This window comes from Streptomyces sp. NPDC096193 (genome assembly GCF_040302905.1).
Taxonomy (GTDB): domain Bacteria; phylum Actinomycetota; class Actinomycetes; order Streptomycetales; family Streptomycetaceae; genus Streptomyces.
In genome coordinates, this window is sequence record NZ_JBEOSJ010000026.1 from 60,039 (window position 1) to 74,381 (window position 14,343).

Sequence of the window (14,343 nt, forward strand, 5' to 3'; positions counted from 1 at the left end):
GCGGCCGGTCCGGGCGGTGCGGCGGCTGCGCCCGGAGAATATCCGCTCCGGATGTGGGTGAGCCACCGAGGGCGACAGAAATTATTACCCAGCAGGGTAAGAGAAGTTGACATGTGCGTGCCGCGGAGACGAGGATCACGCTGCAGAGTGCAGTCCCAAGTGCTGTCGGCGTGAGGGGGGACATGCCCACACTCAGACACTTGGCCGAGGAATGCTCGGAGCTTCAACTGCGGTTCGTCGAGCGACACGGGGCGCTGCTGGCGGCGACCGAGGTGAGAAGCCTGGTCACTGTCGGGCAGGACGAACTGCTCGCGGTGCGGAGCGATTTCTCGCACTCTGCGGGCGCCCTCGTGGTCCTCAGGATCACCGAGCCGGCGCTCGAGGGGGCCACCGCCTCGGCCGTCGACCGGATGCTGTGCGATCTCGCGCAACACAAGGCGGCCGGGCTGGTGGTGGCCGTTGTCTCGCACGGCCCACGGGTCTGCCCCGCCGCGACCCGCAGCTTCGCCGGCCGTATGGGCGTCCCGCTGCTCACGACCACCGCCGAGCCCGCGGCCTGGGAGAGCGCCAAGGACGGCATCCGCGCATCCCGTGCCCGCGCGGGCACTGCGAAGCCGCCCGCATGACGTTCCGCCACGCCACCGTGCTCGGATCCGCGGGCGACGCACGGCGGATCTCCGAGCAACTGCGCGCGGCGGGTGCGGATGTCGGCACCTGGATCCTGCCGGAAGAACTGGGCGCCGGCGAGGCCGCCGCGATCGCGCTGAAGGCGGGCCGGGGTGGGGAGTGGACGGACCGGCTGGCCGGGACGGAGATCACCGTGACCGTGTGCCGCAACCCGGAGATCCTCGTTGGGGCCGTCGTCCCCTATGTACTGCCGCAGCTGCCCATCGGTTCCGTCTGGCTCCAGATGGGCCGGACCAGCGACGACGAGCGGGAACGCCTCGCGGACGCGGCCGCCGATCACGAGATCGGCTTCCTGTGCGCCGGGCCGCGGGGCGAGCCGGCTCAGGGGCTGGCCGCGAGATGGACCATCCCCCGGCTCTTCGCCCGCGAGCCGTTCCTGTCCGCGGGCCTGGCAGGTGAACCGGGGGACCTGCCGCCGTCCGGGGAGCTGTGGTGCTCGGCTCGGGGCCCGGCAGCGTGCCCGGCCTCCGGTGGGCGTGACCCGCTGCGCGGCGCCGGTCCGGGGAGCTGTGGGTGCTCGGTGCGACACCCCGGCTCCGACAGGGCTGACCCCCTGCGCGTGCGTCCCGCGCTCCTTCGGGGCACCATGGCCGCATGCTGCTGGCTCGAGTCGCCGACGTGTCCAGGGACGTGGCCGCCACTTCGGCACGCTCACGGAAGATCGCACTCCTCGCCGAGCTGTTCGCGGACACCCGGCCCGAGCATGTCGCGCTCGTGATCTCGTATCTCTCCGGGCGGGTCCCGCAGGGCCGCATCGGAATCGGCTGGAGCGTGCTCAAGGAGCGTCCTGCGCCCGCGGAGACCGCCGCGCTCACCGTTCCCGAGACCGATGCGGCACTCACCGCGCTCGCCGGACTCCAGGGCGCCGGCTCCCAGAACGAGCGCAAACGCCTCGTCCGCGATCTGATGGCGGCCTCCACGGCCGAGGAGCAGCAGTTCCTGACGCGTCTGCTGACGGGCGAGGTGCGGCAGGGCGCGCTGGACGCCGTGGCCCTGGAGGCCGTCGCCAAGGCCGCGGGCGCCCCCGCCGAGGACGTACGCCGGGCGGTGATGCTGGACGGATCGCTGCCGCGCGTCGCGGGCGCGCTCTTCGCCGACGGGCCGGCGGCGCTCGCGGAGTTCCGGCTGCGCGTCGGCAGCCCCGTGCAGCCGATGCTCGCCCACACGGCGAAGTCGGTCACCGAAGCCGTCATGACCCTCGACGCGCCCTGCGTGGTCGAGGAGAAGCTCGACGGCATCCGCGTCCAGGTGCACCGCAGCGGCGACGAGATCAGGATCTACACCCGCTCACTGGACGACATCACCGACCGGCTTCCCGAAGTCGTCGACTCCGCAAGGAAGATGACGGGGGATCGGTTCATCCTCGACGGCGAGGTGATCGCACTCGACCGGGACGGCCGCCCCTTCTCCTTCCAGGAGATCGCCTCCCGCGTCGGCTCCCGGGTCGACGTCGACGCGGCCCGCGCCACGCTGCCCGTCTCTCCCGTCTTCTTCGACGTACTGGCGGCCGACGGCGAGGAGACACTCGACCTCCCGGGCGGCGAACGGCACGCCGTCCTCGCCCGCCTCGTGCCGGAGCCCATGCGGGTCCGCCGCCATGTCGTCGCCGACCCCGGCGACACCGAACAGGTCGCCGCCGCCGAGGAGTTCTTCGCCGAGACACTGCGCCGCGGTCATGAAGGCGTCCTGGTCAAGGCACTCGACTCCGCCTATGTCGCGGGCCGGCGAGGCCGCTCATGGCTGAAGGTCAAGCCCGTCCACACCCTGGACCTCGTCGTCCTGGCCGCCGAATGGGGGCACGGACGCCGCACGGGCCTGCTGTCCAACCTCCACCTCGGCGCCCGCGCCTCCGACGGTACGTACGTCATGCTCGGCAAGACCTTCAAGGGGCTGACCGACGAGATGCTGCGCTGGCAGACGGACCGGCTGCGTGAACTCGCCGTCGACGACGACGGGTTCACCGTCCGGGTCCGTCCCGAACTGGTCGTGGAGATCGCGTACGACGGAATCCAGCGTTCTCCCCGCTATCCCGCGGGCGTCACGCTCCGCTTCGCCCGGGTGCTGCGTCACCGCACCGACAAGCCGGCGCAGGAGGCCGACACCATCGAGCAGGTCCTCCGGTCCCGGGGCTGAGCGGCGCGGTCAGCGCGTGCCCAGCACCTTCTCGGCGAAGGCCGTCAGATTGGCGACCGTTCGGTCGATGCGCTCCTGCTCGGTGATGGTCTCCGCGTCCACCCCGGTCCGCAGCTTCGGCTGCCGTTTGCCGCGGATGTAGAGCGAGCAGGCGAGGTCGGAGCAGAGGTAGGTGCCCACGGTGTTCCCGCCCCGCCCCGCCGCGCCCGCCAGGGGTGCGGCGAACAGGGTCACCCCGGACGACGCGTGCGGTGTGAGGCACACATGGCACATGCTCGACTTGATGGCGCTGGTCCGCCCGGCGGAGGGCACCCGGAGCGTGATGCCCACCGGGCCGTCCGCACGGGGGAGCACGACGTGGGCCCGCAGCGGAGCCCCCGGATCGGTCCAGCCCAGAAAGTCGAGATCGCCCCAGGGCAGTTGCCCGAAGTCGGCGGGGAGCTTCAGGCGGGTCGCCTCGCCCTTGGTGCAGTTGACGAACGAGCCGCGAATCTGTTTTTCGGTCAGCGCTTCCACCGGTGGAAGGTACACAGATCGCGTGGGAGTGGGCATCCCCTTTATGGTGGCCGAAGCCGCCTCCGCCCACTCATCCGCAGCCGAAGGGACCCTGGTCATGGCCACAGAGCCGCTGTCGCAGAAGGAGATCGAGGACAGGCTGGCGGAGCTGCCCGGCTGGTCGCTGGAGGGAGACCGCATCGCCCGGTCCTACCGGCTCGCCGACCACTTCGCGGCCACCGCGATGGTCGTGCACATCGCGCGGGTCCAGCAGGAGCTGGACCACCACTCCGACCTGACGCTCGGCTACAACAGCGTCTCGCTGACGGTGCACACCCACAGCGCGGGCGGGGCGGTCACCGAGAAGGACTTCACACTGGCGCGACGGGTGGAGCAGCTCGCGCCCGGGCACGGCGCGAGCTGATCCCGGAGCGTGCCGGGCACGACCGCGGTCCGGCCGGCCCGGCAGCCGCGTCGCCAGGCCCGCGGTCCGGCACCGTCGCCGAGCATCGGCCGCGCCGGCGACACCGGCCGAGCAGGTGAACCGGCCGCGCCGAAAACACCAGCCGCGCAGGTGAAACCTGCCGCGCCGAAAACACCAGCCGAGCCGAGCCGAAACACGCGTCGAAAGCACGAGCCGTGCCGGCGACACCGGCCGCGCCGACAACGTCAGCCGCCGACATCAGCCCGGCCGGCGGAACGCGCCCGCCCCGGCACACCGCCTAACCCGGCCGCGACATGTCCATCACCCAGTTCGTCACCCAGGTCCGCTCCCCGTCGACCGAGAACGCCTGCTCCCAGCGCGCCGTCGTGTCGCTGATGCCGGACCAGACGAACCGCACCCGCACGTCCTTCCCGTCGTGCGTGTCGTCCCCGTGGAACTCACCGCGCCCGTCCTCGCCGAAGCGCCCCACCACCGGCGGGAACAGCGCGCCGGAACGGTCGTTCGCCCAGTACAGCGACCACTCGTCGCGGTCCGGGTTGTACAGCCGCAGCGTCAGACCGCGGAACCCCAGCGACGGGAAGACGATCTCGTCGACGTTCGCCCCGCCGTCGAAGTGACGTGACGCTTGGCTCATCGCCGTGAACTCCTCCCACGCGCTCGTCCCGTCCAGGAAATCCGTGCGGCGGCGGTTCGCGACGACCCACTCACCGACCAGGAAGTCGAAGTCCGTCGTGCTCATGAGCGCCCCCCGGTCGTTCCCTCGGTCAGCGAGTCGGCGAGATAGGCGTCCAGATCGGGAACGTCGGGCGTGAGCACATGCCGTACCCAGGCGTCCCGCTCGTGCACCACCGGCGGCAGCTCGTACACACAGCCGATCCAGGGCTTGGACAACCTGATGAAATGGGTCGGATCACGGTCCGGGCAGTCCAGCACGGGCTGTCCGGCCGCCGCGCCCGCGAAGTGCACGGCGTTGTCCCAGACCCAGCTGTACGCGTTGAGGTACGCGCCGTCGTCCTCTCCCCTGTGGAGGACGACGAACGCGGCCGCAGGCGTACCGTCCGGCTCCGGCAGCAGTGTCGGCAGGATCTCGTACGCGGCCTTCTCGACCGCGGGCTCCATCCCGGCCGGGTCCCTCGTGACGTGGTAGCGCTTGATCCGACGGCCGCCCACCTCGATCGGTGGCGGCACGAACAGCAACTTCTCGGCGAAACTCATGGGCAGGACGCTAGAGCCGCTTCACTGACATCCTGTGTCAGTGAAGTCCAGCCGTCTTGTGTCGATCCTTCTGCTGCTCCAGACCCGGGGCCGGATGACCGCCGCCGCCCTCGCGCAGGAGCTGGAGGTGTCGGTCCGGACCGTCTACCGGGACATCGAGGCTCTGCACGCGTCCGGTGTCCCGCTGTACGGGGACGCCGGCCATGCCGGTGGCTACCGACTGCTCGACGGCTACCGCACCCGGCTGACGGGGCTGTCCGCCGGCGAGGCGGAAGCCCTGTTCCTGTCCGGCGTCCCGGGACCCGCCGCCGAACTCGGCCTCGGCTCGGACCTCGCCGCCGCCCAGCTCAAACTGCGGGCCGCGCTGCCCGCCGAACTGCGCGACCAGGCCGACCGGATGCGCTCGCGCTTCCATCTGGACGCACCCGGCTGGTACGCCCCCGACGAAGCGGTGCCGTATCTGACCCAGGTCGCCGAGGCGGTCTGGCACAGCCGGGTGATCCATGTCCGCTACCGCCGCTGGAAGGAGCCGACCGATGTGGACCGCCGTCTGGAACCGTACGGTCTGGTGCTCAAGGCGGGGCGCTGGTACGTCGTCGCGGCCCCCGGTCCGCGCACGTACCGCGTCGACCAGATCCTTCGACTCTCCTGCGACGGGAGCGTGTTCGAACCGCCGCCCGGGTTCGATCTGGCCGCCCACTGGCAGCGCCACCAGGCCGATTTCCACGCCCGGCTGTACAGCGGCCGGGCGCTCGTGCGGATCTCGCCCGCCGCCGAGGGACTGACCGGGCCCGTGGCGCAGGCGCTCGCGGACACCGGCACGGCCGAACCGGACGGCTGGATCCGCGCGTCGCTCCCCATCGAGTCGCTCGATCACGCCCATCGCGAATTCCTGGCGCTGGGCACGGGCATCGAGGTCCTCGAACCCGACGAACTCCGTGCCCGGATGGCGGGGACGGTCCGCGAGCTCGCGGCACTCTACGCCGGCGGCTGACCGGCGGCGTACCGACCGCGCTCGTCCCCCGGGACCGCAGGCCTCACGCCGCCCAGGCGCCGGCCTTCGCCGCGTCCCGGGCGTAGTCCGCGAAGTCCCTCGGCGCACGGCCCAGTACCTGCCGGACGCCGTCCGTGGTCGAGGCGTTGTGCCCGTCCATCAGCATCGTGAACAGCTCGACCAGCCACTCCGCGTCCTGCGCGGGAAGCCCGACCTGCTGGAGCATCCCCTGGTACTCCTCGCCGGACACCGGCACATAACGCACCTCGCGGCCGGTCGCCCGCTCGATCTCCTCGGCCGCCTCCTGGAAGGTCAGCAGCCGCGAGCCCGTCACCTCGTACGTCTCGCCGATGTGGCCCTCCTCGGTGAGGACGGCGACCATCACGTCCGCCAGGTCGTCCGCGTCGATGAACGGCTCGGCCGTGCCGCCCGCCGGGAAGACGAGCTCGCCGTGGGCCACACCCTCGGCCATCGGGCCCTCACTGAAGTTCTGCGCGAAGAAGCTGGCGCGTACGACGGTGAGCGGCACGCCCGCCTCGCGCAGCGCGCTCTCGGCCTTCACGGCCTCCGGCTCGCCACGGCCGGAGAGGAGCACCAGTCGCCCCGCGCCGGCCGCGGCCGCCGCCTGCCCGAAGGCCCGCATCGCCTCGGTGGCGCCGGGACCCGCGAGGTCGGGGTAGTACGTCACATAGGCCGCGTCCGCGCCACCGAGCGCCGGGGCCCAGGTCGAGGGGTCCTCCCAGTCGAAGGGGACCGCGCCGCGGCGCGAGCCCGCCCGCACCCGCACCCCGCGCTCCGTGAGCCGCTCCGCCACCCGGTGACCCGTCTTGCCCGTGGCCGCCGTCACCAACACCGTTTCCTGCTTCGGGTTCTCTGTCATGCGTCCAGATTCGCGGCCGCGCTCTGGACTCTCCATGCTGCAAAGGCTCAATGACATGTTTCTGCGTCTACGCTGGAGTCATGGACGCTCTTGCCGGGCTGCTCGACGGACCGCGTGCCCGAGGCGCTTTCCTGCTGCGGATGGTGATGGAGCCGCCCTGGTCCGTGCGGATCGAGGACCAGGCCCCACTCTCGCTGATGTGTGTCACCGAGGGGCAGACGTGGATCAGCTCGGACGCCGGCGACGAGGTGCTGCTGCGGCCCGGTGACGTGGCGATCGCCAGGGGACCGGGCGGCTACACCGCGGGCGACGACCTGCGGACCGAGCCGCTGGCGCTGATCGGCCCCGGCGGCACCTGCCACACCCTGCGCGGCGAACCGCTCGCCATCTCCATGGCGCTGGGTGTGCGGAGCTGGGGCAACGACCCGCACGGCTCGTCCGTGATGCTGGTCGGCACCTACCAGATGAAGGGCGAGGTCTCGGCGAGACTGCTGGACGCCCTGCCCCCGCTGGTCCATCTCACCGCCGACGAGTGGAACTGCCCCCTCATGCCGGTCCTCGACGACGAGATCTCACGGGACGAGCCCGGCCAGAGCGTGGTGCTCGACCGGATCCTCGACCTGATGCTCATCGCCGTCCTGCGGGCATGGTTCTCCCGGCCGGACGCGAAGGCGCCCGCCTGGTACGTGGCCATGGGCGACCCCGTGGTGGGCCGCGCGCTGCGCCTGCTCCAGGACGATCCCGCCCACCCCTGGACGGTCGCGTCCCTCGCCGCCAAGTGCGGGGTGTCACGCGCTCAACTGGCGCGCCGCTTCCACGAGTTGGTGGGCGAGCCGCCGATGGGCTATCTCACCACCTGGCGGCTCGACCTGGCGGCGGACCTGCTGCGCGAGAGCGATGCCACCATCGAGGCGGTGGCCAGGAAGGTCGGCTACAGCGGTTCCTTCGCGCTGAGCGCCGCCTTCAAGCGGGTCCGCGGGATGAGCCCGATGACGCACCGCGCGAACAGTGTTTTGCCGTAACCGCAACAAGGCTCGCCGAATCGGCACCGGCGCGACAGGGTGAGGACATGAGCAGTCACCACCACGACAAGAGCCACATCGACTGGGACGAGATGAGCCCGCTGCTGGAACGCGGCGCGGAGCTCCAGGGACCCGTGAACCGCCAGGCCGTGGCCTGGCTCGGAGAGCAGGTGCCGGCGGCGGGCGTCCGGCGGATCCTCGACATCGGCAGCGGACCGGGGGTGATGAGCCTGGTACTCGCCGAGGCCTTTCCGTACGCCGAGGTCGTGGCGGTCGATGCGACCGTCCCGCTCCTGGAACTCGCACGGGCCCGTGCCGAGCGGGCCGGCCTCGGCGGCCGGATCTGTACCCTGCACGCCGAACTGCCCGACGACTTCGCCGCGTTGGGCGAGGCGGACCTGATCTGGGCGGGCTCCTCGTTGCACCACATCGGCGACCAGCGCGCGGCTCTCGCCGGCTTCTCCCGGCTGCTGCGCCCGGGCGGCCTGCTGGCCGTGGTGGAGGGCGGACTGCCCGCCCGCCATCTGCCGCGCGACATCGGCATCGGACGGCCGGGCCTTGAGGCACGCCTGGACGCGGCCGCCGCCGAGTGGTTCCTCGGCATGCGCGCCGAACTGCCGGGTGCGAAGGACGAGATCGAGGACTGGCGGGCGCTGATGGCGGCGGTGGGCCTCACACCGAGCGGCACACGGTCCTTCCTCCTCGACATCCCCGCGCCGGTGCCCCGGACGGTACGCGAGCAGCTGGCCTCGGCCTTCGCCTGGCAACGGAAGGTGCTGGACGGGCTGTTGGCTCCGGACGACGTCGCCGTACTGGACCGGCTGCTCGACCCGCACGACGAACACGGTCTGGCGCGCCGCCCGGACGCCTTCATGCTCACCGCGCGCACGGTGCACACCGCCCGGCGCGGCTGACGGCCGCGGGCCCGGTCACGGGCAGGGTTCGAGCCGCCACCACTGACCGGGCGAGTCGGTGTCCTCCCACTGCCGCACGCGTGCGCCGTCCTCGGTGCTGCCGTCGGCGACTTCGAGGAGTAGTCCGCTGATGAGGCTGACGATGGTGACGGTGCCCGGCGCGTCGAGATGCCGCTCGATGATCCACTCCTGGGCGCCGAAGTTGTTGGGGCGCCACTGCTGGATACGGGCACCGTTCTCGGTGGAGGCGTCGGCGACGTCGAGCCGTTTGCCGCTGACGACGCTCACGAAGTGGTGGAGTCCGCTGCCGTTCGGCACCGGGTCGATCTGCCACTGCTGTCCGGGGGCGCCGGTCTCCTTGCCCTGCTGGACGACGGCCCCACTGCCCCGGACCCCGCCGTACACCTCCAGGAGCAGCCCGCTGCCGACGTTGCGCACCAGATGACGGCCAGGTCTGAAGGGACCGCTCAATTTCCCGTACTCCTTGTCCGGCGCCGTGACGTTCACGCGGAACGATCGTACGAGAGGGGCGCCGAGGACATGGACGAGAGGGGCGCGGGAGGGCATACGGAATGCCCTCGTCGCCGCTGCCGCGGCCGACGAGGGCATTGTCCGTCTCCGGGGAGGGACCGGATCAGCGCACCGTGACGGTGAAGGGGGCCGACGCCATGCCGCCGCCGACGATGCGCAGCGTGTTGCGGCCCTTGAAGCCGAGGTAGACGCGCATCTTGTAGGTGGCCTTGCGCGTGGTGTTCATCGACGCGGGGAGGGTCGTCCAGTGACCGCCCTGCCGCTGCTGGAGACGCACACGGGTGCCGGGGGGAAGCTGCTTGGCCGACCCGTACACACGGAACTGCTGCCACGCGGCGACGCCGCGCTTGGTGGCTCTCGCCGTGAGGGCCGGGCGTTCGTCGCGTCCGTTGTCGCGAGCGGTCACGGTCTTCGAGGGTGCCGAGTCGACGACGGCCATGGAAACGCCGATCGACCCGGCCAGCAGAGCGGCGGTGGTGATGCCGGTGACGGTTGCCTTCTTGATGCGCTCCATCGGACTGCCTCCAGGGGTGCAGGTTCGTTCGGAGCACCAAAAGTAGGCATACCGCCAGTAAATATGACGAGACGACGCGCATGCGGTGAAAGGAATACCACGACCGGCGGAAGCCCGCCATTCGGGGAGGGCCGTTCCGGGGATCCGAAGGCCGGGGGCGGCCCAAAACGGCGAAGCGCCGCCCGGCGGGAGCCGGACGGCGCTGAGCGCTCGGGGCGCGGGTGGAGATCAGCCGGCGTTGTACGTCGCCGGGTCCGGGCCCAGTCGCTTCCCCTCGTCCAGGGCCGCGAAAGCCGCCAGGTCGTCGCCGTCCAGCTCGAAGTCGAAGACGTCGAGGTTCTCCCGGATGCGCGAGGGGGTCACGGACTTGGGGATTGCCACATTGCCGACCTGGAGGTGCCAGCGGAGCACCACCTGGGCCGGCGTGCGGTCGTGCTTCCGGGCGACGGCGACCACCGTCGGGACATCCAGCAGGCCCCTGCCCGAGCCGAGCGGGGACCACGCTTCGGTGGCGATGCCGTGCTGGGCGTGGACGTCGCGCGACGCGGTCTGCTGAAGCTGGGGATGCAGCTCGATCTGGTTCACCGCGGGCACGACCGAGGTCTCCGCGATCAGGTGCTCGAGGTGCTCCGGAAGGAAGTTGGAGACACCGATGGCCCTGGTGCGGCCGTCCGCGAGAAGCTTCTCGAAAGCCTTGTACGTCTCCACGTACAGACCCCGCGAGGGCAATGGCCAGTGGATCAGATACAGATCCACGTGGTCGAGGCCGAGCTTCGTCAGCGAGGTGTCGAAGGCGCGGAGCGTCGCGTCGTAACCCTGGTCGCCGTTCCGCAGCTTGGTGGTGACGAAGAGGTCCTCGCGCGGGATGCCGGACTCGGCGATGGCGCGTCCGGTGCCCTCTTCGTTCCCATAGGCCGCCGCGGTGTCGATGCTGCGGTAACCGGCTTCCAGAGCAGTGGAAACCGTCTGCGTCGCCTCGTCGTCCGGTACCTGCCAGACACCGAACCCGAGCTGCGGCATCTCGACGCCGTTGTTGAGGGTGATGGAGGGGACCTTGCTCACGAGCGGTCGATCCTTACGTCGTCGGTTGGTACTCCCATCGTCAACGATCAACCTGCCGAGCGCATTCCCGCCAGGGAAGTTGGCCGATACGGCTCCGGCGTTCTCGGTCCGGACCATTGACCGCGTTCCGTCAAGGCGGAACGCTATGGCACATCACTGAACGCCGGTCGCTCATGTGAACGGTGATTCAGCTGCACCACCCTGTGTCACCGAGCAGCAGACCCTGAATCGATCCTGACCCCCACACCTCAGGAAGGCAGGCACCGCTCATGAACGACACCCAGGAAACACCGGAGGAGACGGTCCCCTGGCAGGCTCCCGAGTTCGAGGTCGTCGAGACCGCGCTCGAAGTCACCGCCTACGCCCTCACCGACCGGTAGCCCCGCCGCCATGCTGCTGCAGGTGCTCGGCACCGCGGCGGGCGGCGGACTGCCCCAGTGGAACTGCGCGTGTCCCGGCTGCGCCGGGGCGCGCGCGCACCCGCACCGGCGCCGCCGCCACGCCTCACTCGCCGTGTGCGCGGACGAGGGCAGCTGGTTCCTCGTCAACGCCACCCCCGACATCGGCGACCAGATCGAGGACAGCCACACCCTCCGGCCCGGCCCCGGCCCACGCGAATCGCCCGTCACGGGAGTGGTCCTCACCGACGCCGAACTCGACCACACCCTGGGCATCGCCCGGCTGCGCGAGGCGGACGGCTTCGGCATCCTCGCCACCGGACCCGTACGGGAGGCACTGCTCCGGCGCTTACGGCTGGGCGAGGTGCTCTCCCCCTACACCCGCATCGAATGGCGGGAGCTGACCACCGAGACGGCCTCCCTCCACAAGTGCGGCACCGTCGACATTGCCGCCGTCCCCGTCTCGGCCAAACGGCCGCGGTACGCCGTCGGCACCGGCCCCGACGACCCGACCTGGGTGGTCGCCCTGCGGCTGCGCGACAGGGCGACCGCCCGCAGCCTCCTGTACGCACCGGCGCTCGCCCGCTGGACCGGCGAGTTCCAGGAAGCGGCCGAGGCAGCCGACTGCGTCATCGTCGACGGAACGTTCTGGGACGACGAGGAGCCCCTGCGCACGGGGATCTCCTCGGGGACCGCGACCGCCATGGGGCACCTGCCCATCGCGGGACCGGGCGGCACCGCGGAGCGCCTGGCCGGCCTGCGCGCCCGCTGCCTGTACACACACCTGAACAACACCAACCCCCTCGTGGATCCGGACGCCGCGCAGCACGACCAACTCGGCGCATGGGGACTCGAGGTCGCCGCCGACCGAATGGTGATCGAGCTGTGAGCGCAGTCGCCCCGCCCTCCACGGGCACCGGCGAGCTGTGGAGCGCCGAGGAGTTCACCGCACGCCTGCGTGCCGTGCCCGCCGAGCGCTACCACGACCGCCATCCCTTCAACGTCCGCATGCACCAGGGCCACCTCAGCCGCGCAGAACTGCGGCGGTGGATCGTCCACCGCTTCCACTACCAGCGCCACATCCCGGTCAAGGACGCCCTGATCGTCGCCGCGTTCGACGACCCCGCGCTGCGCCGCTCGTGGCTGCGCCGGATCCAGGACCACGACGGGCTCGTCGAGGGGGAAGGCGGCATCGAGCGCTGGCTGCGGCTCGGCGAAGCCGCCGGCATCGACCGGCAGCGCCTCACCTCGGGCGCCGAAGTGCTCCCCGGCGTCAGGCTCGCGGTCGAGGGATACGTCAACTTCTGTCGGCTGCGTCCACCTCTCGAAGCGGTCGCCTCCTCGCTCACCGAACTCGCGGCCCCCACCATGATGCGCACCCGCATCAACGCCTTCGAGCGCCACTACCGGTGGATCGACGCCGACGGTCTGGCCTACTTCCGCGACCGGATCGGACAGGGCAGTCGCGACAGTCAGGAGGCCCTCGCGCTGGTCCTCGGCTGGGCCGACACGCGACGCGGTCAGGAGGCGGCGGTCGCCGCGCTCCGGTTCAAATGCGAGGTGCTCTGGTCCCTGCTCGACGCGGTCGACCGGGCGGGGGAGAGCACATGACCGACAACGCCGCCGCCCCATAGGGCGTGAGAGGAACGAACGGGACCGGCGGGGGCCCGGTCGGCACCTGGAAACCGGTGCTGTCACGGTCGGTGGTCTTCCGGCACGACCGGGTGCGCGGCACCGACCTGCTCGTCCTGCCGGAACGCGTGGTCGTGCTGCGCGGCCACGCCGGGGACATCGTCCGTCTCTGCGACGGCGAACGGAACGTCGGCACGATCGTGGCCGAACTGGCCGCACGGCACCCGGGAGCGCCGGTGGCCGACGACGTCCCGCAGTTCCTGGAACGGATGCGCAAGGAGGGCTGGATCAGGTGACCGGAATCGAACCACCTTGGGCCCTGCTCGCCGAGCTGAGCCATGGCTGTCCGCTGCACTGCGTCTACTGCTCCAACCCCCTCGAACTCATTGGTCGGTCGCGTGAACTGACCACAGAGCAGTGGGCGGACGTCTTCCGACAGGCTGCCGAGCTGGGCGTTGTGCAGAGTCATCTGTCGGGGGGCGAGCCGCTGCTGCGCCGCGATCTCACCGAGATCGTCGCGGCGGCTGACGGCGCCGGCGTTCACACCCAGCTCGTCACCAGCGGCGTCGGACTCCATGAGCAACGCCTCGCGGCGCTCGTCGCAGCGGGGCTGCGCAGTGTGCAGCTTTCCGTGCAGCACGCCGACCCCACGGCGTCCGAACGCATCGCCGGAGCACGCTCGTTCGCCGCGAAGGCACGAGCGGCGCGTCTGGTGCGCGAGGCGGACCTGCCGCTCGGTCTCAACGTCGTCCTCCACCGCGACAATCTCGACTCCCTCGACGCACTGATCGAACTCGGCCTCGCCTGGGGCGCGGAGCGGATCGAACTCGCCAACACCCAGTTCTACGGCTGGGCGCTGCGCAACCGGGACGCCCTGCTGCCGGCCCGACGGCAGATCGCCGAGGCGGTGGCCCGCGTCGAACGGTGGAGGCCGCGGCTCGTGGGCCGGATGGACCTGGTGTGGGTCGGGCCCGACTACGTGGACGGCAAGGCCAAGCCCTGCATGGGCGGCTGGGGCGCGCGCTCGCTCACCGTGGCACCGGACGGGACGGTGTACCCCTGCCCGGCGGCCGCCGCGCTGCCGGGTCTGGACGCCCCGAACGTCAAGGACCACTCCCTGGAGTGGATCTGGCGCGACTCGAAGGCGTTCAACGCCTACCGCGGCGAGGGCTGGATGCGGGAGCCGTGCCGTGGCTGCGAGCTGCGCACCCAGGACTTCGGCGGGTGCCGGTGCCAGGCGTACGCCCTCACCGGCGAGGCCACCCGCACGGACCCGGTCTGCTCGCTCGCTCCCGACCACGCTCTCGTACGCGATCTCGTCGACCGCACGCATCTGCCGGAGCCCGCTGCCGCCCCCGCGTACGTCTACCGCGCGGAAAAGCCGCCGTCCACGGTCTCGGCGCCCGTCCCGTCCTGAACGA

General features: G+C 71.2%; 19 protein-coding genes. 12 read left to right on the forward strand and 7 right to left on the reverse strand.

Annotated elements, in window-relative coordinates; genetic code table 11:
• The first annotated feature begins 182 nt into the window (after window positions 1-182).
• Genes ABTX78_RS29490 through ABTX78_RS29500 form a run of 3 tightly spaced genes read left to right on the forward strand, consistent with a single transcriptional unit; the run spans window position 183 to window position 2,820 of the window.
• Complete coding sequence (locus tag ABTX78_RS29490; protein ID WP_352209823.1) at window positions 183-626, forward strand: hypothetical protein; 444 nt, start codon at window positions 183-185, stop codon at window positions 624-626.
• Window positions 623-1,405 (forward strand): hypothetical protein, encoded by a 783-nt coding sequence (locus tag ABTX78_RS29495; protein WP_352209824.1) that lies wholly within the window; start codon window positions 623-625, stop codon window positions 1,403-1,405. The genes ABTX78_RS29490 and ABTX78_RS29495 overlap by 4 nt, the downstream gene beginning before the upstream one ends.
• Window positions 1,288-2,820 carry an ATP-dependent DNA ligase gene (locus tag ABTX78_RS29500; RefSeq protein ID WP_352209868.1) on the forward strand — a complete coding sequence of 511 codons (1,533 nt, stop codon included), beginning with the start codon at window positions 1,288-1,290 and terminating at the stop codon, window positions 2,818-2,820. The genes ABTX78_RS29495 and ABTX78_RS29500 overlap by 118 nt, the downstream gene beginning before the upstream one ends.
• Before the next feature lie 9 nt (window positions 2,821-2,829).
• On the opposite strand, the gene ABTX78_RS29505 is transcribed toward ABTX78_RS29500, so the two are convergent.
• Complete coding sequence (locus ABTX78_RS29505; RefSeq protein WP_352209825.1) at window positions 2,830-3,336, reverse strand: FBP domain-containing protein; 507 nt, start codon at window positions 3,334-3,336, stop codon at window positions 2,830-2,832.
• A 97-nt stretch (window positions 3,337-3,433) separates the two neighbouring features.
• Between ABTX78_RS29505 and ABTX78_RS29510 the strand changes: the two genes are divergently transcribed.
• Entirely contained in the window at window positions 3,434-3,739 is a 306-nt protein-coding gene (locus tag ABTX78_RS29510; protein ID WP_352209826.1) for a 4a-hydroxytetrahydrobiopterin dehydratase, read from the forward strand.
• A 298-nt stretch (window positions 3,740-4,037) separates the two neighbouring features.
• Here the strand turns inward: ABTX78_RS29510 and ABTX78_RS29515 are convergent, their stop codons facing one another.
• Window positions 4,038-4,499: a hypothetical protein gene (locus tag ABTX78_RS29515; RefSeq protein ID WP_352209827.1), complete on the reverse strand. Its 462-nt coding sequence runs from the start codon at window positions 4,497-4,499 to the stop codon at window positions 4,038-4,040.
• Complete coding sequence (locus tag ABTX78_RS29520; protein WP_352209828.1) at window positions 4,496-4,975, reverse strand: hypothetical protein; 480 nt, start codon at window positions 4,973-4,975, stop codon at window positions 4,496-4,498. Before ABTX78_RS29520 ends, ABTX78_RS29515 begins: the two co-directional genes overlap by 4 nt.
• 40 nt (window positions 4,976-5,015) lie before the next feature.
• Here ABTX78_RS29520 and ABTX78_RS29525 point away from each other — a divergent pair, with 40 nt between their 5' ends.
• Entirely contained in the window at window positions 5,016-5,969 is a 954-nt protein-coding gene (locus ABTX78_RS29525) for a helix-turn-helix transcriptional regulator (protein WP_352209829.1), read from the forward strand.
• A 43-nt stretch (window positions 5,970-6,012) separates the two neighbouring features.
• Here the strand turns inward: ABTX78_RS29525 and ABTX78_RS29530 are convergent, their stop codons facing one another.
• Window positions 6,013-6,849, reverse strand: coding sequence for an NmrA family NAD(P)-binding protein (locus ABTX78_RS29530; protein WP_352209830.1), 837 nt, complete (start codon window positions 6,847-6,849; stop codon window positions 6,013-6,015).
• An 80-nt stretch (window positions 6,850-6,929) separates the two neighbouring features.
• On the opposite strand from ABTX78_RS29530, the gene ABTX78_RS29535 reads away from it, so the two are divergent.
• Window positions 6,930-7,871, forward strand: a complete 942-nt coding sequence (locus ABTX78_RS29535) for an AraC family transcriptional regulator (protein WP_352209831.1) — start codon at window positions 6,930-6,932, stop codon at window positions 7,869-7,871.
• A 47-nt stretch (window positions 7,872-7,918) separates the two neighbouring features.
• Complete coding sequence (locus ABTX78_RS29540; protein ID WP_352209832.1) at window positions 7,919-8,785, forward strand: class I SAM-dependent methyltransferase; 867 nt, start codon at window positions 7,919-7,921, stop codon at window positions 8,783-8,785.
• 15 nt (window positions 8,786-8,800) lie between these two features.
• Here the strand turns inward: ABTX78_RS29540 and ABTX78_RS29545 are convergent, their stop codons facing one another.
• The 3 genes from ABTX78_RS29545 to ABTX78_RS29555 form a co-directional block, all read right to left on the reverse strand.
• Window positions 8,801-9,256, reverse strand: coding sequence for an RICIN domain-containing protein (locus tag ABTX78_RS29545; protein ID WP_352209869.1), 456 nt, complete (start codon window positions 9,254-9,256; stop codon window positions 8,801-8,803).
• A 163-nt stretch (window positions 9,257-9,419) separates the two neighbouring features.
• Window positions 9,420-9,830 carry a hypothetical protein gene (locus ABTX78_RS29550; RefSeq protein WP_352209833.1) on the reverse strand — a complete coding sequence of 137 codons (411 nt, stop codon included), beginning with the start codon at window positions 9,828-9,830 and terminating at the stop codon, window positions 9,420-9,422.
• Window positions 9,831-10,058: 228 nt separating this feature from the next.
• Complete coding sequence (locus ABTX78_RS29555; RefSeq protein WP_352209834.1) at window positions 10,059-10,892, reverse strand: aldo/keto reductase; 834 nt, start codon at window positions 10,890-10,892, stop codon at window positions 10,059-10,061.
• Between the two features lie 269 nt (window positions 10,893-11,161).
• Between ABTX78_RS29555 and pqqA the strand changes: the two genes are divergently transcribed.
• The 5 genes from pqqA to pqqE are packed head-to-tail and all read left to right on the forward strand — an operon-like array spanning window position 11,162 to window position 14,339.
• Window positions 11,162-11,272, forward strand: a complete 111-nt coding sequence (pqqA, locus tag ABTX78_RS29560) for a pyrroloquinoline quinone precursor peptide PqqA (RefSeq protein WP_352209835.1) — start codon at window positions 11,162-11,164, stop codon at window positions 11,270-11,272.
• A 10-nt stretch (window positions 11,273-11,282) separates the two neighbouring features.
• On the forward strand, window positions 11,283-12,179 hold the full coding sequence (pqqB, locus tag ABTX78_RS29565; protein ID WP_352209836.1) for a pyrroloquinoline quinone biosynthesis protein PqqB: 897 nt from the start codon (window positions 11,283-11,285) through the stop codon (window positions 12,177-12,179).
• The gene (pqqC, locus tag ABTX78_RS29570) at window positions 12,134-12,901 is read left to right on the forward strand and encodes a pyrroloquinoline-quinone synthase PqqC (RefSeq protein WP_502994000.1); all 768 of its coding nucleotides are present in this window, start codon (window positions 12,134-12,136) and stop codon (window positions 12,899-12,901) included. The genes pqqB and pqqC overlap by 46 nt, the downstream gene beginning before the upstream one ends.
• Window positions 12,902-12,927: 26 nt before the next feature.
• Window positions 12,928-13,218 (forward strand): pyrroloquinoline quinone biosynthesis peptide chaperone PqqD, encoded by a 291-nt coding sequence (gene pqqD / locus ABTX78_RS29575; RefSeq protein ID WP_352209838.1) that lies wholly within the window; start codon window positions 12,928-12,930, stop codon window positions 13,216-13,218.
• Window positions 13,215-14,339 carry a pyrroloquinoline quinone biosynthesis protein PqqE gene (gene pqqE, locus ABTX78_RS29580; protein WP_352209839.1) on the forward strand — a complete coding sequence of 375 codons (1,125 nt, stop codon included), beginning with the start codon at window positions 13,215-13,217 and terminating at the stop codon, window positions 14,337-14,339. The genes pqqD and pqqE overlap by 4 nt, the downstream gene beginning before the upstream one ends.
• The last annotated feature ends 4 nt before the right edge of the window (window positions 14,340-14,343 follow it).

Excerpts from the sequence above, each read along its gene's own strand:
- ABTX78_RS29495 (WP_352209824.1), top strand. The coding sequence starts at position 623 with ATGACGTTCCGCCACGCCACCGTGCTCGGATCCGCGGGCGACGCACGG.
- pqqC (WP_502994000.1), top strand. The coding sequence starts at position 12,134 with ATGGGGACTCGAGGTCGCCGCCGACCGAATGGTGATCGAGCTGTGAGC.
- ABTX78_RS29535 (WP_352209831.1), top strand. The coding sequence starts at position 6,930 with ATGGACGCTCTTGCCGGGCTGCTCGACGGACCGCGTGCCCGAGGCGCT.
- pqqA (WP_352209835.1), top strand. The coding sequence starts at position 11,162 with ATGAACGACACCCAGGAAACACCGGAGGAGACGGTCCCCTGGCAGGCT.
- ABTX78_RS29490 (WP_352209823.1), top strand. The coding sequence starts at position 183 with ATGCCCACACTCAGACACTTGGCCGAGGAATGCTCGGAGCTTCAACTG.
- ABTX78_RS29550 (WP_352209833.1), bottom strand. The coding sequence starts at position 9,830 with ATGGAGCGCATCAAGAAGGCAACCGTCACCGGCATCACCACCGCCGCT.
- ABTX78_RS29530 (WP_352209830.1), bottom strand. The coding sequence starts at position 6,849 with ATGACAGAGAACCCGAAGCAGGAAACGGTGTTGGTGACGGCGGCCACG.
- ABTX78_RS29515 (WP_352209827.1), bottom strand. The coding sequence starts at position 4,499 with ATGAGCACGACGGACTTCGACTTCCTGGTCGGTGAGTGGGTCGTCGCG.
- ABTX78_RS29520 (WP_352209828.1), bottom strand. The coding sequence starts at position 4,975 with ATGAGTTTCGCCGAGAAGTTGCTGTTCGTGCCGCCACCGATCGAGGTG.
- ABTX78_RS29510 (WP_352209826.1), top strand. The coding sequence starts at position 3,434 with ATGGCCACAGAGCCGCTGTCGCAGAAGGAGATCGAGGACAGGCTGGCG.
- pqqB (WP_352209836.1), top strand. The coding sequence starts at position 11,283 with ATGCTGCTGCAGGTGCTCGGCACCGCGGCGGGCGGCGGACTGCCCCAG.
- ABTX78_RS29540 (WP_352209832.1), top strand. The coding sequence starts at position 7,919 with ATGAGCAGTCACCACCACGACAAGAGCCACATCGACTGGGACGAGATG.